The following is a 23358-nucleotide window of genomic DNA, read 5'->3' as shown; positions in this document are numbered from 1 at the left end:
ATTAGGGCCGGGAGTTTCCGGGTCGGCGTCTTTTGGCGAGCGCCTGCGCGGCACCGGCACCCCCGGCGTCGGCACCCGCGCAGTCCAGCAACGCTGCCGCCCGGGGGACGCAGGCCAGGACCAGCGCGGCCAGCAGCAGCGCGCCACCGAGCAGCAGGAAGGCGGTCCGGACGCCCAGGGCATCCGTGAGCAGGCCGGCCAGGAGCGAGCCGGCGGCCACCGAGGTAGAGAACACCATGTGCCGTGCGGCCAGGATGCGGCCGCGGAGCGGATCGGGCGCGAGCAGCTGGATGACGGAGTTGAAGGTGGACATGGCGGCCAGGAACGCGGCACCGATCAGGACCGCGGCAATGATTCCCCCGCCCAGTCCGGAGACCACCCCAAGCAGAACGTGGCCGATTCCCAGTACGGTGATGCCGACTTGCGTGCGGCGGGCGAAGGAGGGCGGCCGGCGGCGGGGCAGCAGCCCGGCCAGGGCGTACAGCACCGAGCCGGCACCCAGGGCGGCGGTCAGCAGTCCGAGTCCGATGGTGTCCGTGCGGTAGACCGTTTCGGCGAACACCACGGTCATGCTGAAGACGGGGTTGCTGAGCATTCCCACCACGCAGCACAGTGCAACGGCCAGCAGCAGCGGCCGGCTGGACGCCAGGTACGCGCCGGCCCGGCGCCACTGCACCACGAAACCCTCCCGGTGTGCCGGCCGCTCCATGGTCCGGTAGGCACGCACAAAGAGCAGGCTCACCACCACTACTGCGAAAGAGACCGCGTTGAAAAAGAACGCCCAGGTGGCGCCCAGCGTGGCCAGCAGGACGCCGGCCAGGGCGGGTCCGACGGCGCGGGCCAGGTTGAACTGCAAGGAATTCAGGGTGACTGCGGAGAGCACATCACCCCGGGGCACCAGGTCATTGACCAGTGACTGCCAGGCGGGGTTGTTCAGCCCGTTGAACACGCCGGAGAGGGTCAGCAGGGCGATCAGCAGCGCGGGCGAGTGCAGGCCGGAGGACCATTGGAGCCACATGGCCACCGCCACGGCGCCCATGCACATCTGGGTCCACAACAGGAGCCGGCGGCGGTCCAGCGAATCAGCCAGCAGCCCGCCGAGCGGCGAGAGGACCAGGGCCGGGCCGAACTGCGCGGCCGCGGCCAGTCCCACCCAGAAGGCGCTGCCCGTGCTCTGGTACAGCACATACGGAACGGTAAGGTTCCCCAGCCAGGTCCCGGTGTTCGAAAGCAGCGCTCCGGTCCAGAACAGGGCGAAGCCCCGGTGGCGGAGTGCGGCGAACGGATGTCCCTGGACGGCCGGGCCGGTACCGGTAGCCATGTTTCCCCCAATATCGGTCGAGCCCGTGTGGAGTCGGTTGAACCCGTCCCAAAACGGGCCTGGACATAAAGCGAGCCCGGCACGGGGTCCGTGCCGGGCTCTGCGTGGCGTTCGGTGCGGAGGTGAACGCCGGCCGTACGGTGCCCTGACGGGCCGCCCGGCGGATCAGCGGCCGAAGGCACTCCGCCAGAGGGCGGCGTCTTCGGTGGCGTACTTCAGCTCATCCTCGGCCGGCATCAGCCAGACCTGGTCGGAGTTCAGGGCGGGCAGTTCACGGCCTGCGGCCACGGGCGGATCCACATCCGCACGTGCCGAGTAGTCCCCCACCTGCCGGATCACGGACTGGCCCCGCTCGGAGAGCGCGTAGTTCAGGTACAGCTCCGCCGCCTCCGGATTCTTGGTATCTGCAGCCTTGCCCGCGAAGAAGCTGAAGAGCACAATTCCCTCTTCCGGGACCACGTACTGGATGGGGGCGCCGTCCTCCGTGATGGCCACGTTCACGGCGGCGGTTCCGGCGGTGGCCACGTTGAGTTCACCGCGGGCCAGTGCCTCCTGGCGCTGTCCGCCGCTGTCATAGACGGTGGGCTTGAGCGCGGCCATCTTGGTCCAGTAGTCCGGGTCCACTTTTTCCTGGATGAAACGGTTCAGGGCAATGGATGACCCGCCCGCAGTGCCCTGGACAATGCCGATCTTGCCCTCGTTGGCCGGGTCCAGCAGATCCGCCCAGGAGGTGGGGGCATCTTCTTCGGAGACATTGTTGGTGTTGTAGGCGAAGGTGACGGGCACATTGGCGAAGGTCACGAACTTGCCGTCATTGTGCTGCAGCTCCGGCAGGTCTGCCACGGCGTCCGGGACGTAGGAGTCCCAGATGCCGGCCTCATCAAATGCGTTGGCCACCTTGTAGTCGGAAGTGATCAGCACGTCGGCGCCCAGCTGGCCGGCACCGGCCTCGGACAGGACGCGTTCGGAGAGCTTGTTGGTCACGTCGCGGACGTACTCCACCTTGATGCCGGTGTCTTCGGTGAACGCATCGTTCAAGACGTGCTGGTTCGCTTCCTGGTAGCCCGTGTAGACAGTGAGGGACTGCTGTTTCGCCGCTTCATAAGTTTCCTTGTCGGCGATCTGCTCCCCGTCGATCACGAGGCTGCCGTTGCTGGTGTCCACCTCGGCTTCGTCGGTGACCACGGAGTTGGCCGTTGCACCGGAACATGCGGAGAGGGCCAGCATGAGGGCAGCAAGCGAGGCGACGCTGCCAATTCGCTTCTTCATGGGTGGTGCCTTTCATTCTTGTGGGGGGCGGGCAACGCCTTCGCGCTGCCCGGTAGAAAAGTCAGTGGCCGGGTTCCTTGAACTTCTTTTCCCGGATGCCGATCACCTGGGTGGCAATGGCAACAATGGCGATCAGGAGCACGAACACCAGGCTGATGGCGGCCGAGTAGCTGATGCTGCCGTTTTCGAAGCTGTGGAACACCAGGATGGAGAGCACCCGGGTGTCCGAGGTGTAGACGAAGAGGATGGCGCTCATCTCCCGCAGGCCGAGCATGAGCAGCAGCAGCAGGGTGGACACCATGCCGGTGCGCATCAGCGGGATGGTGATGTCCCGGACGGCCCGAAGGCGTCCGGCCCCCAGCATGACCGCGCTGTGTTCCAGGTCCCCGTCCATCTGCAGCATGGAGGAGGAAATGCTGCGGTACCCCTGCGGCATGTTGACTGCCACGGTGGCGATCACCAGCAGCAGCAGCGTGCCGAAGACCGGCAGCGGCAGGGTCAGCCAGCCCCAGAGGATGCCCATGCCCAGGACCACCTGCGGAATGGCCAGCGGAAGCATGGACACCTGTTCCAGCAGCTGGCCCGCCTTCGACGTCGTCCGGAACCGGACATAGGAAGCCATAAAGGCAATCAGGGTGCCCGCCACCGCGGCGGCAAGGGCCATCAGGATGGAGTTCCAGGTGGACTGCTGGAAGTCTGCCTGGCCTATGGCCTGGATCAGCCGGTGGGCGGAGAATCCGCCGAACAGGTCCCCGAAGCGGTTGATGTAGGTCTTCTCCCCCATCGCGGTGAACACCAGTGCACCAACGGGAAGGACCACGGCAAGCGCGAAGTAGGCCGTGGCGAACCCGGTGGCCACCCACCGCAGCCAGCGCAGCGGAATGGTGCGGGGCCGGTTCCCCTTGCCGGTGAGGGTGGTGAACCGCTTGCGGTTCACCACCCGCTGCTGCAGCCAGGTCACGGCCACCACGGCCACCGTGAGGGCAATCGCGATGCCGGCCGCGGCGTTGGGACGGGAGTCCCCGGCCATCAGCCGGTAAATGTAGGTGGGAAGCGTTTCGATGCCGGCGGGGTTGCCCAGGATGGCATTGACCGGGAAGTTTTCCATGGCCAGGGTGAAGCAGAGGATGGCGGCGCCGGCCAGGGCAGGAATGGACAGCGGCAGGGTGACCGTGCGGAACAGGCGGCCCAGGCTGGCACCGTGCACCGATGCTGCTTCTTCCAGGTCCGCGTTCATCATGGAGAACGAGCTGTAGGTGAGCATAAAGGCGTACGGGGCGTAGTACAGGCCCAGGACGAAAATGATGCCGCCGTAGGAGTAGATGTTCAGCGTTCCGCCGATGCCGATGGCCTCCAGGAAGAGGTTCAGGTGCCCTGCGGTGGGGCTGGCGAGGATGGACCAGGCCAGGGCGCCGACCAGTGCCGGCAGGAACATCGGGGCAATTCCGGTGATGTAGATGAACCGCTTCCAGGGCGCGTCGGTCCGGGCCGCGATGAAGGCCAGCAGTGCCCCGATCAGCAGCGAGAGCACGCCTGCGCCGGCCCCGATGATCAGCGAGTTGATGATGCTCTGGATACCCTCCGGGGCGCCCAGGATCCCGAAGTTGGCCCACGTGAAGGTGCCCACCTGGGTGTTCCCGGGACGCGGCACCGCGGTGGAGAACGCCGCAATGACAATGAAGATGATGGGCAGGATGATCAGGAAGAACAACAGCACGCCCAGGATCCCGCTGGGGATCTCGCGGCGGAGGTTCTTCAGCCGAACGAGGCCCCGCCCTCCGCGCGACCGTTTCCGGTGCGGCCGGTGCAGCGGGTTTTGGGTGCCGTCGAGGGACGGGATGGCTTCGGGTTCGACCGGGCGCAGCGTGGATGTCATGCGGCCACCGCCGCCGTCTGCAGCGTCCGCGGGCCGGGATTCTCCGGGAGGATCTGCACTGCCGCCGGATCAATCGTGACCCAGACATCCTGTCCGGGCTGGAAACGCTCCGCGGCGCTGAGCGGGGCAAGGACATCGAGTTCCATGTGCCCGTCGCCGAGGGCCACGGCATAGCGGATGCTGCTTCCCTGGAAGCTGGAAACCTTGACGACGCCGCGCCAGCTGTTGGCACCGGGGGCGCCCATCTGGGAAAGCCTCAGGTCCTCGCTGCGGAAACAGGCCCGTAGGTCCTCGCCCGTTTCCCGGACCGGGGAGGCGGGGGCCAGGATGAGGTCGGAGCCCGGGAAGCTCCACGCGCCGCCGGGAGCCGGATCCACCGGATGGACGTTGGAGACGCCGAGGAAGTGCGCGATGGATGCGCTGGCCGGTTCCAGGTACATGGAGGTGGGATCCTCCATCTGGACAATGATGCCGTCCTTCATCAGTGCAATCCGGTCAGCGAGGGCAAATGCTTCCTGCTGGTCATGGGTCACGTAGACGGTGGTCAGGCCCAGCTGCAGCTGGATCTCGCGGAGTTCAATGCGCAGCCGGTCACGCAGCCGCGCGTCCAGGTTGGACAGCGGTTCATCCAGGAGCAGCACGTCCGGGCGCATGACCAGGCTGCGGGCCAGGGCAACGCGCTGCATCTGGCCGCCGGAGAGCAGGCTGGCACCGCGGGAGGCGAAGTCCTCCAGGCCCACCAGTTCCAGGACTTCATGCACCCGCTGCTTGATCTCGCCCTTGCCGATCCCCTGGATCTTCAGCGAGTAGGCCACGTTTTCGAAGACGGTCATGTGCGGCCAGACGGCGTAGGACTGGAACACCATGCCGACATTGCGTTTGTTGGGCGGCAGGTTGATTCCCGCTTCGGCATCGAAGACCACGGTGTCCCCGATGGTGATGCGGCCCGCGGTGGGCTGTTCCAACCCGGCGATGCAGCGCATGGTGCTGGTTTTTCCGCAGCCGGATTTACCCAGGAGCACCACGGACTCGCGGTCGCCGATTTCCACATTCATGTTGTCGATTGCGGTGAATTTGCCGTACCGCAGCTGGAGGTTTTCGATGGTAATTTTCATTGTTCCGCCTATTCGAAGTAGGTGAATGCTTCAATCAGGACCGGCTCCTGCGCGCTGAACGCCCGGGCCAGTGCGTCGCGAAGCTCGTCCTCGGTGGTTGCGGACTCCGCCCGCACGCCATATCCCTTTGCAATGGCCACGAAGTCGATTCCGGGAAGCTCGAAGGACGGGGTTCCCAAGGTATTAAGGCGTCGGCCGAAGTTGACCAAGGCCCCGTAGGTTTCGTTCCGGAAGATCACGAAGACCACCGGCAGATGGTGGCGGGCTGCGGACCACAGCCCCGTGATGCCGAAGTTCGCCGATCCGTCACCGATTTCCGCCACCACCCGGCGTCCGGGCTGGGCCAGCTGGATGCCGACGGCGGCCGGCAGGCCGAAGCCGAGGCCGCCGGCGGCTGCCGAGTAGAAGGAGCCCTGCGAGCGCAGCTTCACGTGGGACCAGAAGGACTCAGCGGTGGAGGTGGATTCCACCACGTGGATCAGGTCCTCCGGGCCCAGGTCCTGGATGGCCCGGAACACGGTGTCCGGGTGCATCCGCCCGGGCCGGTCGGTGCCCGGGGCAGGGATGGTCCGGGCGGGAACCGCCGCGTCGGTGCGTTTCCGTACCCGGCCGGCGAGGGCGGCGAGGGTGTCCGCAACCGGTGCCAGATAGGCGTCGCCGAAGGGGGCGCGGGCAAGCTCGTCCGGGTCCTGGGACAGCTGGATCAGCCGGGTCCCCTCCCCCAGGTAGGCCCCCGGCTTGTCGTGGTGGTAGCGGAACACCGGTCCCCCGACCACCAGGACCAGGTCATGCTTCGACAGCAGCCCGGAGATGTCCCGGACATTGGCGGGCAGCAGCCCGGCAAAGTGCGGATGGTCGGTGGGGAACGGGCAGCGGGCCGGCGACGGCGCTATCCAGACCGGTGCGCCGAGCTGTTCGGACAGGGCCACGGCGGCATCATTGGCGTGGGTGGCGTCAACTTCCGGCCCCAGCACCAGCACCGGGGATTCGGCGGCGTCCAGCAGGGCGGCGAGCTCTTCCAACTGGGCCGGTGCCAGGGACATGGCGTCCTGGACCGTGCGGCTGATGGTGAGCCCGGCGTTTCCGTCCACCGGCCGGTCCCAGTCGTCATGCGGAATGGACACGTGGGCCGGCCCCTTGGGGTGCATCCCGGCAAGGTGGATGGCGTGGGCCATGGTGCGCACGACGTCGTTCGCGGAGAGGGGTTCGGCACTGAACTTGGTGAGCGGCTGCGGCAGCTGTGCCGCGTTGGCGCTGCTGACCATGATTTCCTGGCCCACCATGTCCCGCAGCTGCTGCCCGGAAAGCACCACCACCGGGGATTTGGACTGGACGGTGTTCGCCAGCACGCCCATGGAGGTTCCCGTCCCGGCGGCAGAGTGCAGGCTGACCAGCGGGATTTCGCCGGAGGCCTGGGCATATCCGTCGGCCATGGCCATCACGGCACCTTCATGGAGGCCCAGGATGTAATGGAAGTCTTCGGGGAAGTCCTTGAGGAACTGCAACTCGTTTGATCCGGGGTTGCCGAAGACCTTGGTCATTCCCTGCCGCCGCAACAATTCATATGTCGCTTCGCGGTTTGTCGTCATGTTGTTGCCTTTGGGATCAGTAAATGTGTTGCACATCACCCTAGGAGAGCCCAACATAAATTCAAACAATGAATACTTGATGCCGACATAGAGGGTCTTTATAGTCAGGGAATGTCCTCTTACGACCTTGGGATGCTCCGGGTTTTTGTCCTTGTGTATGAAACCGGCAGTGTCACCCATGCCTCCGAACGGCTGTTCATCAGCCAACCCTCCGTCAGTTACACGCTGCGCAAGCTGCGCTCGCACTTCGGGGACTCGCTTTTCCAGCGCAAGGGGCACCGGCTCGAACCCACCCGCCTGGCGCACGAGCTCTACCCGAAGCTGCGCCACCTGCTGGAGTCGCTGGATGACCTCATGGAGACCCCGGGGGAATTCTCTCCGTCCGCATCCGGCCGCCGCTTCCGGCTGCGGATGACCGACGTCGGCGTGAGCGGATTGCTGCCCTCCGTCCTCCGCTCCGTCCGCAGCCAGGCTCCGGGGGTGACGCTGGAGGTGGAGTCGCTGAACCTGGCCACGGTGCTGCACGACCTCCGGACCGGGGCGGCGGACGCAGCCATCTCCACCACCCGGCTGGACGAATCGGACATCCGCAGGGACCTGCTCTTCAACCAGGAGTATGTGGGCCTGTGCGCCGCCAATCATCCGCGCATTTCCGAGGAACCTGCCCTGGGCGCCTATGAGGACGAGGAACACGTGGCCGTGGCAACCTCCACCGGCCACACCGCCCTGGACGTGCGGGCGCGGGAGCTCGGCATCAACCGGCGGGTCTCCGTGGTCATACCCACCTTCAGTTCCCTGCCGGACTTGCTGGCGGACAGCGAGCTGGTCTCCTATGCCCCAACAAGCGTCGCCAGCCGCATGATCCGGCACCACGAGGTCCGCTCCTTCCGGCTTCCGTTCGACGTTCCTGTCACCCAGGTGGCGATGTACACGCTGAGGCGGGACATGCCGGCCGCGGATGTGGAGTGGCTCCGCGCAACGGTGATGTCCTCCGTGCAGGCCCGGCACACCCCGGCCCCCAATTCCGTGCGCGTGGCCGGCGGCTTCACCTAGGCGCTTCACCCAGGGCCCAGGAGGCCTTCTGCGGGCAGTTGGGGGCGGCCGCAAATCTCACCCAGCGAAAGAGGCCTTGACGAAGGGTGACCCGTGACACATTCTTGTAAGCGGAATAAGAATCTGTCATGCAGAATGGAGCTCCGATGACAACCGAGACAGTCACCGCCGACGAGGCCTTCTACGCCGAGCTGGCCGAGAACCACTACTCGCCGCTGTGGAAGCTCATGGGCGGTATTGGCCCCGAGGCCAAAACCAACCTGGTGCCGCACATCTGGCGCTATGAGCAGGCCCGTGAACTCATGGTGAAGGCCGGCGAGGTGGTTCCCCTCGAGGATGCGCTGCGCCGCGTATTGGGCTTCCGCAACCCGGGTTCACGCCCGGACCAGCGGACCGGCGCCACCGACTCCCTCTGGGCGGCCCTGCAGTTGGTGATGCCCGGCGAGGTGGCACCCCCTCACCGCCACACCCCCTCCGCCCTGCGGTTCATTGTCGAAGGCGACGGTGCCTACACCGTGGTGAACGGGCAGCGCGTCCCCATGGAGGTGGGTGATTTCCTGCTCACTCCGTCCCTGCACTGGCACGAGCACGGCCACGAGGGCAACGGTCCCATGATCTGGCTGGATGGCCTGGACTCGCCGCTGATCAGCCGGCTGAACCAGTACATCATCGACGAGTCTTCGGACGAGCAGCCGGTGGAGAAGTCCATGCCGGCCGCCTATGTGGAGGGCATGCTGGCCAAGACCTACGGCGAGCCCCACCAGCTGCAGCAGCCGCTGGTCTACAAACTGGCTGACGCCCTGGCGGCCCTGGAGTACCTGCGCGACGGCGAAGGCGACCCCTATGACGACATCATCGTGGAGTACAAGAACCCCGTTACCGGCGGTCCGGTCATGACCACCATTTCCGCCTACCTGCAGCTGATCCGCCCGGGCGTGGACACCCGGTCCCACCGGCACACCCACAGCACCGTCTACCACGTGGTCAGCGGCAGCGGCTACTCGATTGTGGACGGGCAGAAGATCGAATGGACCAAGGGCGACACCTTGGCCGTTCCGCTCTGGTACGAGCACTCCCACCACAACTCAACGTCCGAGGACGCAGTGCTGTTCTCCTACACGGACCGCCCGGCCATCACGGCACTGGGTCTGTGGCGCGAGCAGGGAGGCAAGTAATGCGGCTTTGTGTTTTCAATGACCAGCTGGTCGGTGCCCTGGCCAAAGACGGCACGGTGGTGGACCTGACGGATCTGGTGCCCGCGCACACACCCGCCGCGGAGCGGATGAATGCCCTGATCTGGGACTGGGATTCGCTGAAGTCCGCTGCGGCCGAACGTGCGGCTGCCGGCGGCGGCATTCCGGAGGCCGACGTGACCCTGCGCGCCCCGCAGCCGCGGCCGCGCAACCTGTTCGCCGCCCCGGTCAACTACCACAAGCACCAGCAGGAAATGGGCGGCGCAAACGGCGTCTACACCGACCGCAAGATCCTCACCGCCGAAGTGCGCAAGGGCTTCCTCAAGGCCGTGACCTCCGTGGTCGGTCCCGACGGCGCCATTGAACTGCCCTGGGAGGACCGCCGGTTCGACCATGAAGCGGAAATCGGCGTCATCATTGGGAAGACCGCCAGCCGCGTGTCCGCCGAGGACGCCCTGGACTATGTGTTCGGCTACACGCCGCTGCTGGACATCACCCTGCGCGGGGAAGAGGACCGCTCCTTCCGGAAATCCTTCGACACGTTCACACCGATCGGGCCGTACATTGTCACCGCTGACGAGGTGCCGGACCCCGAGAACCTGGATTTCTGGCTGACGGTGGACGGCGAGGAGCGGCAGCGTTCCAACACCTCCTACCTCATCTACGGAATCGCCAAGCTGATCGAGGTGTACTCCGAGGTGATGACCCTGCAGCCGGGCGACCTCATCGCCACCGGCACCCCCGAGGGCGTGGGGCAGATCCTGCCCGGGGAGACCGTGGTGCTGACCATCCCGGAGGTCGGGGAACTGACCATGCCGGTGGTTGCCCGCGCGTAGGTTCAGGACGTTCGGGTCCTGGCAGGCAGCTGCCAGGACCCGAACGCTTTTTTATGCCCGCCGGACCGGACCAGGTCCAGGTGCATGGCGGTCTGGCGCAGGGCGGACACCAGGTAGTGGCGGGTCAGTGCTTCCCAGCCCCTCCCCCAGCTCAACCGCTCAGCGGTCTGCCACACCGTGGCACCGGGATCAGTTTGCAGTACCTGCTCCACCTCGGCGGTACGGGTCAGGTGCCGCCGCGCAATGGCCTGTGCGCGGTCCGCGATGCCCCGGTACCGGTACTCGTGGCCGGGCAGGTTCTGGCAATCGTCGTAGCCGCGCAGCCGGTGCAGGCTGTGCAGATACTGTTCCAATGGGTTTTCCGGGAAACCGCCGGACGCGCCGATGCCCGGCGTGACCCGCGGCAGGAGGTGGTCGCCGGAGAACAACAGCCGCTGATCCTCCTCCACCAGGCACATATGCCCGGGGGTATGGCCCGGGCTGTGCAGCACCCGCAGCCGGCGGCCGGGCACTTCCAGCAGGTCTCCATCCTCCACCAACCGGTCCGCGGGGACCACCACGCGCGGGCTGCCCTTGGCGTAGCCCAGGACTTCGTCATAGCGCCCGGAAGGCACACCCCAGGCGTCCAGGTCAGTACGGATCTGCGCGTCGTCGGCCACCCACCGGGCATACGCCTGCTGCGCCCTCTGCTCCCGGCGGTGCATCACAATCCGGGTTCCGTGCCCGTCCCGGAGGCTCCGGGCCAGCCCGGTGTGGTCCGGGTGCAGATGGGTGAGGATGGCGGAGGCGGGAGCCCCCAGTCCCGGGCGGATCCGGTCCAGTGCCGCCGCCAGGAACCCGGTGTTCGCAGCCAGGTCCCACCCCGGGTCCAGCACATGGATGTCTCCTGCAGAGTCTTGGATGAGATAGGACAGGGTGAAGGGCATGTGTCCGGGCTTGTTCGGCTGCGGCAGGGTCCAGATCCCGTCCGCCACCTCTTCGGATGCAGGGAGGGTTCCTGCGGTGTGTGCACGGAATTCCTGATCGCTGACGGGGCTGATCCCGCTCATGTGGCCAGCCCGGCCCGGAAGGCGAACGGCAGGATCCCGCCGTGGCGGATGTATCCGGCTTCAACGGGCGTGTCCACGCGGATGTCGACGTCGAACGCCACACAGGTACCGTCCTCCCGCCGGGCTTCCACACCCGCGGTGCGCGGCCACTCGCCGTCGGTAAACCCGGACAGGCCGGACACGCTGTACTCCTCGGTCCCGTCCAGGCCCAGGGTGGCGGCGCTGTCGCCCGCCCGGAACTGCAGGGGAATGACCCCCATGCCCACAAGATTGGACCGGTGGATCCGTTCAAAGGATTCGGCAAGCACCGCGCGGACCCCCAGCAGGTAGGTTCCTTTGGCCGCGTAGTCGCGGGCCGAGCCGCTGCCGTATTCCTTGCCGCCCAATACCAGCAGCGGAACGCCGTGCTGGCGGTAGCGTTGTGCGGCGTCGAAGACCGTCATGTCCTCCCCCGAGGGGAGGAACCGGGTGACCCCTCCGCTGCGGCCGTTGGCCAGCTGGTTCCGCAGGCGCACGTTGGCGAAGGTGCCGCGCACCATAACCTCGTGGTTGCCGCGGCGGGAACCGTAGGTGTTGAAGTCCCGGCGCGGCACGGCCTGCGCAAGCAGGTACTGCCCCGCCGGACTGTCAGCCCGGATCTGTCCTACCGGGCTGATGTGGTCCGTGGTCACGGAGTCCCCCAGTTTCAGCAACACCCTGGCGCCTGCCAGGTCGGCCACCGGCTGGGGCCGCAGGTCCACGCCGTCCAGGAACGGGGACGGGCGCATGTAGGTGGATTCGCCGAATTCGTAGGACGGGGTGTCCGGGATGTCCATGCCCTCCCACTGTGCCGTGCCGGCGAAGGCCTCCGCGTAAGTGTCCCGGTACAGGGAGCCGGTGACTGCGCGGGCAAGTTCCGCTTCCACTTCCTGCGGGCGCGGCCAGAGGTCGGCGAGATGGATTGCCCTGCCGTCCCTGTCGTATCCCAGCGGGTCCCGGTGCAGGTCAATGTCCATGGTTCCGGCCAGGGCGTAGCCGATGACCAGCGGCGGGGAGGCTAGGTAGTTCATGCGGACATCGGGACTGATTCGGCCCTCGAAGTTCCGGTTCCCGGACAGCACCGAGGTAAGGACAACATCCTGCGCGGCGTCGGACACCGGCTCGGCCAGGGGTCCGGAGTTTCCCATGCAGGTGGTGCAGCCGTAGCCCACAACGTGGAAGCCCAGCGTTTCCAGGTCCGGCATTAATCCGGCCTGTTCCAGGTAGCGGGTCACCACCTGCGAGCCCGGTGCCAGCGAGGTCTTCACCCAGGGCGGGACGCTCAGTCCGCGCCGGACGGCGTTGCGGGCCAGCAGCGCCGCCGTCATCATCACGTGGGGATTGGAGGTATTGGTGCAGCTGGTGATGGCGGCAATGGCCAGTGCCCCGTGCCGCAGCCGGACAGCGGACCCGTTGAGCGGCACATTCACGCCGGCGTCGCTGTTTTGGTTGGTTCCGCCGTCCCGGTCCCGGTCGAGCAGTGCGGCCAGATCTTCGCGGAACCGGGCTTGCGCACTGTGCAGGGGTATGCGGTCCTGCGGCCGGTACGGGCCGGCGATCGAAGGAACCACTTCGGAGAGGTCCAGCTGCAGGGATTCGCTGTAGCGGGCCGGTGAGCTCCCGCCGTCGCTCCACATTCCCTGGGCCCGCGCGTAGGCCTCGATCAGTTCCGTCTGTTCCCGGGAGCGGCCGGTGAGTTTGTAGTACTCCACGGTGTTGGCGTCCACCGGAAACATTGCTGCCGTAGAGCCGAACTCCGGTGACATGTTGGCAATGGTCGCCCGGTCCGCCACCGGGACGCCGGCCAGGCCGGGGCCGTGGAACTCCACGATCTTGCCCACCACGCCGTGCCCGCGCAGCAGTTCAGTGATGCGCAGGACCAGATCGGTTGCGGTGGTTCCCGGCGGGAGGCTGCCGGTGAGCTCCACGCCCACCACGGGTGGGACAAGCATGGACAGCGGGTGGCCCAAGAGTGCGGAAACGGCTTCAATGCCGCCCACACCCCAGCCCAGCACGCCCAGGCCGTTGACCATGGTGGTGTGGCTGTCCGTGCCGATGCAGGAATCCGGGTAGGCGATCCGTTCGCCATCCGCACCCGCGGTCATCACCCCGCGGGTCAGGTGTTCAATGTTGACCTGGTGAATGATGCCGCGTCCCGGCGGAACCACCCTCAGGCCCTCGAAGGCGTCCTGGGCCCAGCGCAGGAACCGGAAGCGTTCCTCATTGCGCTCAAACTCCCGCTCGGCGTTGCGCTGGAAGGCGTTGCTGCTGCCGGAACTGTCCACAATCACCGAGTGGTCCACCACCAGCTCCGCGGGAATGAGCGGCCTGACTCCGGACGGGTTGCCGCCGTGCCGGGCTACGGCTTCCCGCAGCGTCACCAGGTCATGGATGACGGGGGCGCCGGCCATGTCCTGCATCACCACCCGGGCAGGATGGAACGGGACCTGCTGCGCCTCCTGCCCGGAAGGTGCCGTCAGGAGGGCTTGCACGGCTTCCGGCCCGGCCCCGTGCCGGAGCACGTTCTCCAGCAGGATTTTCAGGCTCAGCGGCAGGAACTCCACGCCCTGCACCGTGGTGATGTCCACGTAGCGCACGGGGCCGGTGGAAAGATCCAGGGTCCCGGTTGCCTCAGGAGCAGTGGCGGACGTGGTGGGCATGGGGGCAATCCTTTGTGTGTAACCGGTAGGGGCAGGTTCAGGGGACGTCGCGCGGCGCCGGTCCCACGTAGTCCGGCAGGATGGTGCGGTGTTCCGGCCCCTTGTTGCGCTGCCCGGAGTTCGATTCCTCCCAGGCGTGTGCCAGCGCTCCGATGGAACGGGAGAGAATAAACAGGCCCCGGCCCAGGACCGGCGCAAACCCCAGTTCCGCGTAGATGATGGCTGTGGCGCCGTCGATGTTCATGGGAATGGGGCGCTGGCGGCCTTCGTTGATCCGCCGTTCGATTTCCACGGCCACCTCCAGCACGCGGCCTTTGACCACCCCCTGGTCCCGTGCCTGCTCCACCGCGGCAATCAAGGGTGCCCTGCGCGGGTCCACCGGGTGGAAGCGGTGGCCGAATCCGGGAACGTATTTGTTCTCCGCCCGCAGCCGGGCAATTTCGGCGGCCACGGCCTCCGGCACCGGCCGCGGATCTTCGAGGATCCGTTCGAAGATCTCCATCAGTTCCTGGCCCGCTCCGCCGTGCACGTCACCGAGCACGTTGGTGGCCGACGCCATGGCGTTGTTGATTCCCACCCCGCAGGTCATCGCCATGCGGGCAATGCCGATGGAGGGCGCCTGCGGTCCGTGGTCCACTCCCGCCACCAGCGCGCGTTCCAGCAGCCGCGCCTGCGGCACGCTGGGCAGCTCGCCCCGGGTCATCAGCCAGGCCATGGTGGCCATGCCGACGTCGGCGGAGGAGATCAGCTGCTCCACCGGGTAACCGTGGAAGCGGATCACGCCGGGTGAGATGTCCGAGATGGAGGTCTTCCACCAGGTTGAGCGTTCCACTAGATGACTCCCTCGTTGCGCATTGCCGCTATCTCCTCGGGGCCGTACCCCAGGCCTGCCAGTACCTGCTCGGTGTGTTCGCCAAGCAGCGGCGGCGGCGCGTCCGGGCCTACCGGCGCGCCGTCCACGTGCGTGGGGGCGCCCAGCAGCCGGATGTCCCCCTCGGGTCCGACGCCGGTGCCGGTGATGCCGGCTGCGGCGTCGATCCTCAACGTCGAGACCAGGCCGCGTTCCACAATCTGGTCGGAATCCAGGACTTCAGCCACATCCATGACGGGGGCACCGGGGATGCCGGAAGCGGCGAATTCCTTGTCCCAGTGGGCGCTGGGGCGGGTGGTGAGGACGGACTCGATTTCCGCCTTCAGTGCCAGGCGGTGGGTTTTGCGGGCTTCCCGTTCGGCGAAGCGCGGGTCCCCGGCCAGCTCGGGACGGCCGATCACGCGGCACAGCTCTTCGAACTGTTCCTGCTTGTTGGCGGCGATGTTGAAGTCGCCGTCGGCGGTGGCGAAGGTGCCCGACGGCGCGGCGGTGCGGTTTTCGTTGCCCATCGGTACCGGTTCGCTGCCGCCCACGAGGTAGTCGGAGGCCACCCAGCCCATGGCGGTGAGCGTGGCTTCCAGCATGGACACGTCCAGGAACGCTCCCTGGCCCGTCCGTCCGCGCCGCACCAGGGCCGAGGCGATCGCAAAGGCCGCCGCAAAACCGCCCACTGTGTCGGCGATGGGGGCGCCGACCCGCAGGGGTGCGGTCTCCCGGTCGCCCGTCACGGACATCAGGCCGGACATCCCCTGGATGATCTGGTCATAGGCCGGCCGGTCCCGCAGCGGTCCGCTCTGCCCGAACCCGGAGATGGCGCAGTAGACAATGCCGGGATTGATTTCCTGCAGGGACTCCCAGCCAAAGCCCAGCCGGTCCATCACCCCGGGACGGAAGTTCTCCAGCACCACGTCGTGCGTTTCCACCAGCCGGCGGAACACCTCCCGGCCCTGCTCGGACTTGAGGTTCAAGGTCAGTGACTGCTTCGAGCTGTTCTGCGCGAGGAAGGAGATACCCAGGTGGCGGGCACTGAGGTCAGCGGACGCCCCCAGTTTCCGGGCAAGGTCTCCCCCGCGTGTTGCCTCAACCTTGAGGACTTCGGCACCCATCAGTGCCAGCTGGTAGCCGGCGAACGGCCCGGACAGCACATTGGTCAGGTCCAGAACCCTGACCCCGTCTAGCAGATTTGTTCTCATCCCAGTCCTCCTCCGGAGCGCAGCCGCGCTTATCAGCCGGTCTACCGGACTCTATTTCCGTAGTTCGTGGCCCTGAACCGCTTCGATCATTCAGCGGAACGGCTCGGTGCGGGCAAGCATCGATCCCGGGACTTGTCCGCTGCTGTGACTTGACTCACATGCATTACCGATGCGACCATTCTGCATGACAAAACCTATTTTTACCAAGCAGAATTATGGTCGTGCCTGACGGGCACGTGGAAAACGAGGACCCTGTGTTTTCTTCGCATAAAACTCTTCTTCGGGCCTCTGTGTGGAAGCCCGCAGCACTGGCCGCTGCCGCCGTCGTCGCCGTGTCCCTGGCCGGCTGCGGGAGCAGCGCCGGCGAGGCTGCGGATAAGCCGGAAACGAGCCAGCAGGTCCAGGCACTTCATGACCGCCTGCCGGACGCCATCAAGGACCGCGGCGTCCTCCGCATCGGCACCGTCACCTCCACCACGCCGCTCACGCAGAAGCCGGGCAAGGACGTGGAGGGGCTCATTCCCGAACTGGCCGATGAAATCGCCGGGATCCTGGGCGTGGAGGTCGAATTCATCGAATCGCCCATGTCCGCGCAGATCACTGCCCTGCAGGCAGACAAAGTGGACCTGACCTGGAGCGCCATGACGGATACCGCCGAGCGGGAAGCCAGCGTGAACATGGTTCCGTACCTGAAGACCACCAGCTCGCCGATTGTCCTGGAGGGCAACCCGTCGAACATCCAGAAGAGCGAGGATCTTTGCGGCCGCTCCGTGGGAATTGTCCGCGGCGGCAACAGCCACGTGGCCTTGGAGGCATTCCAGGAAAACGTGTGCAAGGGCGGCGGGTTGGAACCCATGGAGGTGAAACTCTACGACAAGAGCACGGACGGGCTGTTGCAGCTCCAGTCCGCCAACATTGAGGCCTTCGTGGGCATCGGCATCCAGCTGAAGCACAACGCCGAAACGGCCAACAACGGAAGCACTTTCGATTTTGTCGATGTACCGATTGATGAATCGGTCATGACCATCTGCACCAACAAGGATGAGGCCGAGCTGGCGGACATCGTCCGCGCGGCGCTGGTGGAAATGGCTGATTCGGGTAAGTACAGCGAAGTGCTGGAACGCTACTCGGCGCAGCAGTACGCCGTGGATTCAGCGGACATCGTCGTGAATCCGTTGCAGAGTGAAGGAAGGTAGCAGCCCTGTGAACGCTTCAACTACGACGGCGCGGCAGGCTGCCGCAGTTCCGCCCCGGTCCGAATACGTTCCGGTCCGCCACACCGCGCAGTGGGTGGCGGCGGCCGTCGGACTGGTCATCCTGGCCTGGATCGTCTCCCTCATCCTGGTAAATCCGAACCTGGATTTTGGCACGGTACTTTCGAACATCACCAACGAAATGATCCTCGAGGGCCTCCTGCGGACCTTCCAGCTCACCATTGTTTCCATGTTGATCGGCACTGTGCTGGGTGTGGTCATTGCATGTGCCCGGATTTCCAACAACCGGCTGATGAACGGCCTTGCAAATCTGTATATCTGGTTCTTCCGGGGTGTGCCCCTGCTGGTGCAGATACTCATCTGGGGCAACTTCGCCCTGCTGTTCCCGAACCTCGGGGTCGGCATACCGTTTACCAGCTTTATGTTCTTCGAAGTGCCGACCAACTCCGTCATCACCGTGTTCGTCGCGTCGATCCTGGCCTTGTCACTGCACGAAGCCGCCTATATGGCCGAGGTGGTCCGCGGCGGCCTGCAGGGCGTGGACCAGGGACAGGAGGAGGCCGCCAAGGCCCTCGGCATGTCCGGGCCGCGCATCATGATGCGCATAGTGCTGCCGCAGGCCCTGCGGATGATCATCCCGCCAACCGGCAACCAGCTGATTTCCCTGCTCAAGGCCAGCGCCCTCGTGTCGGTCATTGCCGGCGGCGAACTTATGACGGTGGCTAATGATATTGGCGCCATCAGCTACAAGACCCTGGAACTGCTCGCCGTCGCCACCTTCTGGTACCTGGTGATCGTGACAGTCCTGTCAGTACTGCAGAAGTTTCTTGAAAAGCGGATGTCCCGAGGAGCACGGCGATGAATCAGAACCAGACACCGGACACTGCCGCTGGAGAGCCGCTGCTGACCATGCACCAGGTCCGGAAGGCGTTCGGCAGCAACCAGGTACTGCAGGGAATCGACTTGGAGATCTACCCCGGGGAAGTGGTGTGCCTCCTGGGGCCCTCCGGCTCCGGCAAGTCCACGGTCCTGCGCTGCATCAACCAGCTGGAGACCATCGATTCCGGATCGATCAACTTCAAGGACCAGTACATTGGCGTCCGCCCGAAGAACGGACGCTGGTTTGACCTGACGGAACGTGAGAAGGCCCGGCAACGCCGCGACATCGGCATGGTGTTCCAGAAATTCAACCTGTTTCCGCACATGACGGTGCTGGAGAACATCATGGAAGCCCCGGTAAAGGTCAAGGGGATCGCCCCGGACGCTGCCAGGCAGACGGCCCGGGACCTCTTGGAACGGGTGGGAATGGAAGCCTTCGGCGACCGTTACCCCGTCCAGCTTTCGGGCGGGCAGCAACAGCGGGTGGCGATTGCCCGTGCCCTGGCGATGGATCCGGAACTGATGCTCTTCGATGAGCCCACCTCGGCGCTGGACCCCGAATTGGTGGGCGAAGTGCTGGATGTCATGAGGAAGCTAGCCAAGTCCGGCCGCACCATGATGGTGGTTACCCACGAAATAGGTTTTGCCCGGGAAGTAGCCGACCGGATCATCTTTATGGCGGACGGCACCATTGTGGAGGAAGGACCCGCTGCCGCTGTGGTCGGGTCGCCGCAGATGGAACGGACCCAGCAGTTCCTCTCCGCGGTGATCCACTAGCCGGGCGGCGCGGGCTGCCGGATCACCCTTGGTTCGGGTGCCGGCCGCCCGCGAACGGTCCCTCCCCCGCAAACGCATACTTGGCAAACCGCTCCCCGATCAACTGATGGGTATCGCTGTCCGGATGCAGCGCGTCGGGCAGCGGGTGCTCCTGAGCATCCGCTGCCCCGTACAGCTCCAGCCCGTCCAGGTAGTACAGGTTCGGGTCCTCCGCACGGCGCTCCACCAGGGACGCCAGCGCCTCACGGATCACCCGCAGCGTCAGCTGACCGGCAGCCACACCCGCCGGATCGCCGGTCGCCACAAACCGGACCTGCCCGGTCCCGAAGGACGAGGGATCGAAAGCGCCGGGACCGGGAGTGTCCTCATGGATGCCGCAGAAGATCGGCGAAATGAGCACCAGCGGCGTCTCCGGATGCCCCTCGCGGATGGTGTCCAGGAACCCGTGCACCGCTGGCACAAACGCGCGTAACCGCATCACGTCCCCGTTCACCACATTGATGCCCAGCTTCACGCTGATCAGGTCGGCCTGGGTATCCCGCATCAGCTGCGCGGTGAACGGATCCACCATGGCGCTGCCGCCCAGTCCGAGGTTGTGCGGCTCCACCCCGCCGAGCCGTGCAGCCACCGCAGGCCAGATGCCCGACGGCGAAGCCGCATTGGAGCCGTGGCTGATGGAACTGCCGTGGTGCAGCCAGAGCGGCCGCTCCGAAGCATGCGGCTCCACCGGAGCGTCAGACCGCAGCTCCACCAGCTCCACGGTCTCGTTGTGCGGCAACCAGATCTCCACCACCTTGGACCCCGCGGGCAAGGAAAACACACTGGTATGTGACGGACCGTCCACCTGCCGGCTCGCCCCCGTGGACAGGTCCACCTCCGTGTAGGAGCCCCCGGTGAGCTCGTCGCTGTGCAGCAGCTCGCCGTCGACCAGCAGGTCCACCCGGCCCCGCGGCCGGTCCGCGCCCAGGTAGACCACGCGCGTGGGATGCAGGACCACTTCCAGCTGCTGCGCCGTCGTCGTAAAGACCAGCCGGACGCCGGAGGGCTGGGCCTCGACCATGAGCAGCTGCGGATCCGGGAACCGGGTGCGGACCGCGGCCGGCAGCCGGTGCGGGCGCAGTCCTCGGGCCGTCGTTTCGTATTCCACGGCGCCGCGGATCAGGGACTCGGTGATGGGCGTGGTGATCATGCTGACGGTTCTCCCAGAGGTGCGGATTAGAAAGTTAGGCACCCTCAGTGTAAATCCCCGCGCCGGCGTCCACCGGGTCCGCCTGCAGCAAACCCAGGCTCCCGCTGCCCGGGCCTTGCGCATCCCGGTACACCACCAGCTGCCGGCCCGGCGCACCAGCCACGTTGAACGTTTGGAAGTCCACGCTGAGCAGGCCCGCCCGCTCGTGCCGGAACTGCTTGACGGCGCGGGTCTTGGGTTCGACGTCGTGCTGTTGCCAGAGCCGGGAAAACTCGCTGTCTGCCAGCAGCTCCGCGAGCAAGGCGTCGCGTTCCTGCGCTGACGGGTGCAGGTGCATGGTGGCGCGCAGGGACCCGGCACAGGAGGCAGCCGACCGCTCCCAGTCCACAAAGAACCGGCGGCCGGCCGGGTCCAGGAAGACGTACCGGGCCAGGTTGCGGGTGCCAGCGCCGTCGTCCGCAAAGCCGCTAAAGAGATCTTCGGCCAGTGGATTCATCCGGGTGATGTTCAGCAGCGGATCGAGGATGAACGCGGCGGAGTCGGGCAGGGAATCCATGAGGTCCGCGAGCGCCGGCTCCACCCCGTCCGCCGGTGCGGCGAGGCGTTGCGGCGCGAGCGCGGCGAGCCGGTGCAGATGCTCGTCCTGCGCGTCGGTGAGCTGCAGCGCGGCGGACAGCGCCCGCACCACCTGCTGCGAGGGGTGCCGTTCGCGGCCCTGTTCCAGGCGGATGTAGTAGTCGGTGCTCAGCCCGGCCAGTTCGGCCACTTCTTCGCGCCGCAGGCCCGGCACCCGCCGCCGGGTAACTGACGGAAACGGGTAGGCCGACGGCGGGGCAGCGTTGCGGCGGGCCCGGAGGAAGGCGCCAAGCGTGTCATCGGGCATGGACCGAGCCTACCCAGCCCTGCCCGAACGCTCCAGCACAGGGCGGGTGCAGCACAGGGTGGGTGCAGCACACCCACGCTCAACGGTTCGCAGATGCGTAGCCTCGATCCGGGACCGGCGGAACCACGCCGGCAGGAAAGGAACCATCATGGCAACTCAGGACCTCGACGTCGTCGGCATGTGGGTGACCGCAGACGGGCACATCCGCCAGGAGCTGCTGCCCAACGGCCGCTATGACGAAGCCCGCGGCACCCGGCAAAGCGCCTACACCGGCAGCTACACGGTCACCGGTGCGCATCTGGACTACCGGGATGACACCGGCTTCACCGCCACAGGCGACATCCGTGACGGCGTCCTCTACCACGAGCACCTCGTGCTCTACCGGGAGACGCCCCCGGCATAAGTCCCGAATGCAGGTCGCCGGTGCACCGGAGATTTATACCGGTGCACCGGCGCTCTCCGCCGCCGGCGCAACATTTTTGAAAAGGACATACTCAATGCAGTCCGGCCGAGGGATCGGGTCAAGCAGTCCGCAAATTTCGTCTATCAAATCTATGTAGTCCTTGTACTCATCGACAGTCCACCAGGTCTTGGCCGGCCAGCCGATAGACTTTGCGACCTTTTTGTCCAGAATCAGCGCATGTCCGTCATCACCTGCTGCAGGTTCCCCTGCTGCAAAGTAAAGAAGCTTGGTGAAGAAGGCCGGCCCCAAGCCCTTCACATAGGCGACGTCACCACTGCTGAACGCTTGATACCCCGCGATTGCCGAGCCGCCCGACCCCTGAACGGCGGTAATTCCCTTGAGCAGGCGTTCCCCTGCCTCAGGGTTCGTCAGCGGTGCTACCCGCCTGTAGACATCCCGCGCTTTGTTTCCCACTCCCCACGAGCAAACCGCCACGTAAAACTCAATCGCATCGGCAGGAGTCTTGATTCGCTGCCCAATGCTGAACAGGTCTTCACGGGTGAGCCGTTTGCGTCCCCGAGCGTCCAGACCTTCGCTACCGAGGATCTGTGGGACCTTTGGCATATCCGATTCGTTCCACTTTGAGAGCCAGTGCCGCGGATAGAACGCAAAACCCTGGGACCGCACTTCTTCCTCGTGCGGGAGTCCTCCGCTCTCGCGTAAAAGCTCGGCAATATCTTGGGCTGTCTTGCGGGTTCTGGCCACAGGCTGGATCCTCCGGACTCGAGGGCGAACGGGCGTCCCGACGAAATTTCGCGGCGCCACGGATGGAAGTTGTCCCAACATACCTGCCGACGGTTGACTCCGCCCCCAAAAAATCGCAGGTAAGCGGGGAAACCCGGGCCCACCCTAATCCCCATCCTTACCGCCTCCCATCTCCCCGTAGACACGCCTAGTACAGTCGACCAATAAGCAGTGGGCTATCTAGCCCACGTATTACCGCATTAGTTAGGTATTTGGGGATGCTGCGTAGCGCTGAAAACGTGAGTTTCGGTCACCGACCGGGTTTCTGGACAGGCAAAGGCCCAGCCGTTCTCACCGTCGGCAAAAAGGTTTATCTCCTGCGTAAAATGTCGCGGGCCGAGTTCCAGGACCGATTGGATATTCAGCTCCAGCGCCCCCGCCTCGTAGCCAAGATCTCCGGTAGAAGGTATTGGCACTACCAGGACAGGTTCTACTGGGAAAATGAAGGCTTGAACTCTTCCGAGGTGTACGCCCTGATTACGACCAGAGCGCAACGAAGAGCGCAACAGATTGAACGTGCTCAAGCCACGGTGGCTATCGGGACTCAGCCACGTGCAGCATCTCCCAGGACCCGGATACCCGACGATCTGAAGCAGTATGTCTGGACCAGAGATGGTGGACAATGCCAAGGATGTGGATCAGTGTATGAGCTTCAGTTCGACCATATTATTCCCGTGTCCAAGGGCGGAAGCAGCAATGCTGAGAACCTTCAAATTCTGTGCGGTCCGTGTAATCGCTCAAAATCTGCAGGACTGACAACGCCCCGATAATTAGTGCTCAGCGCTTCCCCCTACTTCCCGACCCGCCCCATCCGGCCGGCGACCGCGGTCATAAACAGCGGCTTGGTCAGGAACCAGCCGGCCGCCACAGCCAGCAGTGAGAGCACGAAGATTCCCAACCCCCACCAGTCGGCGGTGTCGCGGGAGGTGAACATGTGGTTCAGGTTCCGCAGCGCTCCGGTGAAGAAGACCAGGAACACGTGCACGGCCGTGAACGCCACGAAATAGACCATCACCGGCACCGCTTACGGGTGGGAGCCGCCGATCCTGGGGGTGCTGCGGGTGTTTGGGCTTCGGTGCCCGGGCTGGCGGCGACATCCGCAACAGCTGGAACGCCCGCAGCGGCGGCAACGTCCGAAGGCTCCGGCACTGCTTGCGGATCGGGCG

The 23358-nt window shown here is 65.7% G+C and carries 21 protein-coding genes; 8 read left to right on the top strand and 13 right to left on the bottom strand.

All coding sequences use genetic code 11. The annotated features are described in order from the left end of the window. Position 1: 1 nt before the first annotated feature. From AC5RUF_RS11770 to mdlC, 5 genes are all read right to left on the bottom strand, one after another. Complete coding sequence (locus AC5RUF_RS11770; RefSeq protein WP_494130692.1) at positions 2-1321, bottom strand: MFS transporter; 1320 nt, start codon at positions 1319-1321, stop codon at positions 2-4. A gap of 165 nt (positions 1322-1486) precedes the next feature. Further along, on the bottom strand, positions 1487-2590 hold the full coding sequence (locus AC5RUF_RS11765) for an ABC transporter substrate-binding protein (protein WP_494130691.1): 1104 nt from the start codon (positions 2588-2590) through the stop codon (positions 1487-1489). Between the two features lie 61 nt (positions 2591-2651). After that, positions 2652-4466: an ABC transporter permease gene (locus AC5RUF_RS11760; RefSeq protein WP_494130690.1), complete on the bottom strand. Its 1815-nt coding sequence runs from the start codon at positions 4464-4466 to the stop codon at positions 2652-2654. Beyond that, positions 4463-5581 carry an ABC transporter ATP-binding protein gene (locus AC5RUF_RS11755; RefSeq protein WP_494130689.1) on the bottom strand — a complete coding sequence of 373 codons (1119 nt, stop codon included), beginning with the start codon at positions 5579-5581 and terminating at the stop codon, positions 4463-4465. Before AC5RUF_RS11755 ends, AC5RUF_RS11760 begins: the two co-directional genes overlap by 4 nt. An 8-nt stretch (positions 5582-5589) precedes the next feature. Beyond that, positions 5590-7170 (bottom strand): benzoylformate decarboxylase, encoded by a 1581-nt coding sequence (gene mdlC / locus AC5RUF_RS11750; protein WP_494130688.1) that lies wholly within the window; start codon positions 7168-7170, stop codon positions 5590-5592. 111 nt (positions 7171-7281) lie between these two features. Between mdlC and AC5RUF_RS11745 the strand changes: the two genes are divergently transcribed. From AC5RUF_RS11745 to AC5RUF_RS11735, 3 genes are all read left to right on the top strand, one after another. Continuing rightward, the gene (locus AC5RUF_RS11745; RefSeq protein WP_494130687.1) at positions 7282-8223 is read left to right on the top strand and encodes a LysR family transcriptional regulator; all 942 of its coding nucleotides are present in this window, start codon (positions 7282-7284) and stop codon (positions 8221-8223) included. A gap of 146 nt (positions 8224-8369) precedes the next feature. Then, on the top strand, positions 8370-9398 hold the full coding sequence (locus tag AC5RUF_RS11740; RefSeq protein ID WP_494130686.1) for a cupin domain-containing protein: 1029 nt from the start codon (positions 8370-8372) through the stop codon (positions 9396-9398). Next, positions 9398-10252: a fumarylacetoacetate hydrolase family protein gene (locus tag AC5RUF_RS11735; RefSeq protein ID WP_494130685.1), complete on the top strand. Its 855-nt coding sequence runs from the start codon at positions 9398-9400 to the stop codon at positions 10250-10252. Before AC5RUF_RS11740 ends, AC5RUF_RS11735 begins: the two co-directional genes overlap by 1 nt. Positions 10253-10254: 2 nt before the next feature. Here the strand turns inward: AC5RUF_RS11735 and AC5RUF_RS11730 are convergent, their stop codons facing one another. The 4 genes from AC5RUF_RS11730 to AC5RUF_RS11715 are packed head-to-tail and all read right to left on the bottom strand — an operon-like array spanning position 10255 to position 16043. Further along, positions 10255-11301, bottom strand: a complete 1047-nt coding sequence (locus AC5RUF_RS11730) for an MBL fold metallo-hydrolase (RefSeq protein ID WP_494130684.1) — start codon at positions 11299-11301, stop codon at positions 10255-10257. After that, positions 11298-13979, bottom strand: a complete 2682-nt coding sequence (gene acnA, locus AC5RUF_RS11725) for an aconitate hydratase AcnA (protein ID WP_494130683.1) — start codon at positions 13977-13979, stop codon at positions 11298-11300. The genes AC5RUF_RS11730 and acnA overlap by 4 nt, the downstream gene beginning before the upstream one ends. Positions 13980-14016: 37 nt before the next feature. Then, positions 14017-14811, bottom strand: a complete 795-nt coding sequence (locus AC5RUF_RS11720; protein WP_494130682.1) for a citryl-CoA lyase — start codon at positions 14809-14811, stop codon at positions 14017-14019. After that, positions 14811-16043, bottom strand: a complete 1233-nt coding sequence (locus tag AC5RUF_RS11715; protein ID WP_494130681.1) for a CaiB/BaiF CoA transferase family protein — start codon at positions 16041-16043, stop codon at positions 14811-14813. The genes AC5RUF_RS11720 and AC5RUF_RS11715 overlap by 1 nt, the downstream gene beginning before the upstream one ends. Positions 16044-16333: 290 nt before the next feature. Here AC5RUF_RS11715 and AC5RUF_RS11710 point away from each other — a divergent pair, with 290 nt between their 5' ends. The 3 genes from AC5RUF_RS11710 to AC5RUF_RS11700 are packed head-to-tail and all read left to right on the top strand — an operon-like array spanning position 16334 to position 18913. Continuing rightward, positions 16334-17239, top strand: coding sequence for a transporter substrate-binding domain-containing protein (locus AC5RUF_RS11710; protein ID WP_494130680.1), 906 nt, complete (start codon positions 16334-16336; stop codon positions 17237-17239). Positions 17240-17246: 7 nt separating this feature from the next. Continuing rightward, positions 17247-18119, top strand: coding sequence for an amino acid ABC transporter permease (locus AC5RUF_RS11705; RefSeq protein ID WP_494130679.1), 873 nt, complete (start codon positions 17247-17249; stop codon positions 18117-18119). Beyond that, positions 18116-18913, top strand: coding sequence for an amino acid ABC transporter ATP-binding protein (locus tag AC5RUF_RS11700; RefSeq protein WP_494130678.1), 798 nt, complete (start codon positions 18116-18118; stop codon positions 18911-18913). The genes AC5RUF_RS11705 and AC5RUF_RS11700 overlap by 4 nt, the downstream gene beginning before the upstream one ends. 22 nt (positions 18914-18935) lie before the next feature. Here AC5RUF_RS11700 and AC5RUF_RS11695 read toward each other — a convergent pair whose 3' ends face one another. Together AC5RUF_RS11695 and AC5RUF_RS11690 are read right to left on the bottom strand one after the other, a co-directional pair. After that, positions 18936-20102 (bottom strand): GDSL-type esterase/lipase family protein, encoded by a 1167-nt coding sequence (locus AC5RUF_RS11695; protein WP_494130677.1) that lies wholly within the window; start codon positions 20100-20102, stop codon positions 18936-18938. Between the two features lie 34 nt (positions 20103-20136). Beyond that, on the bottom strand, positions 20137-20985 hold the full coding sequence (locus tag AC5RUF_RS11690) for a helix-turn-helix transcriptional regulator (RefSeq protein WP_494130676.1): 849 nt from the start codon (positions 20983-20985) through the stop codon (positions 20137-20139). 148 nt (positions 20986-21133) lie between these two features. Between AC5RUF_RS11690 and AC5RUF_RS11685 the strand changes: the two genes are divergently transcribed. Then, entirely contained in the window at positions 21134-21388 is a 255-nt protein-coding gene (locus tag AC5RUF_RS11685) for an Atu4866 domain-containing protein (RefSeq protein ID WP_494130675.1), read from the top strand. A gap of 33 nt (positions 21389-21421) precedes the next feature. Here AC5RUF_RS11685 and AC5RUF_RS11680 read toward each other — a convergent pair whose 3' ends face one another. Beyond that, positions 21422-22153, bottom strand: coding sequence for an 8-oxoguanine DNA glycosylase OGG fold protein (locus AC5RUF_RS11680; RefSeq protein ID WP_494130674.1), 732 nt, complete (start codon positions 22151-22153; stop codon positions 21422-21424). 257 nt (positions 22154-22410) lie between these two features. Between AC5RUF_RS11680 and AC5RUF_RS11675 the strand changes: the two genes are divergently transcribed. Next, positions 22411-22962: an HNH endonuclease gene (locus AC5RUF_RS11675; protein WP_494130673.1), complete on the top strand. Its 552-nt coding sequence runs from the start codon at positions 22411-22413 to the stop codon at positions 22960-22962. A gap of 20 nt (positions 22963-22982) precedes the next feature. Here AC5RUF_RS11675 and AC5RUF_RS11670 read toward each other — a convergent pair whose 3' ends face one another. Next, entirely contained in the window at positions 22983-23204 is a 222-nt protein-coding gene (locus tag AC5RUF_RS11670; protein ID WP_494130672.1) for a hypothetical protein, read from the bottom strand. Positions 23205-23358: the final 154 nt, after the last annotated feature.

It is taken from the genome of Arthrobacter sp. Y3224198 (assembly GCF_059090025.1).
This window is presented reverse-complemented; position numbering and strand designations above follow the sequence as displayed.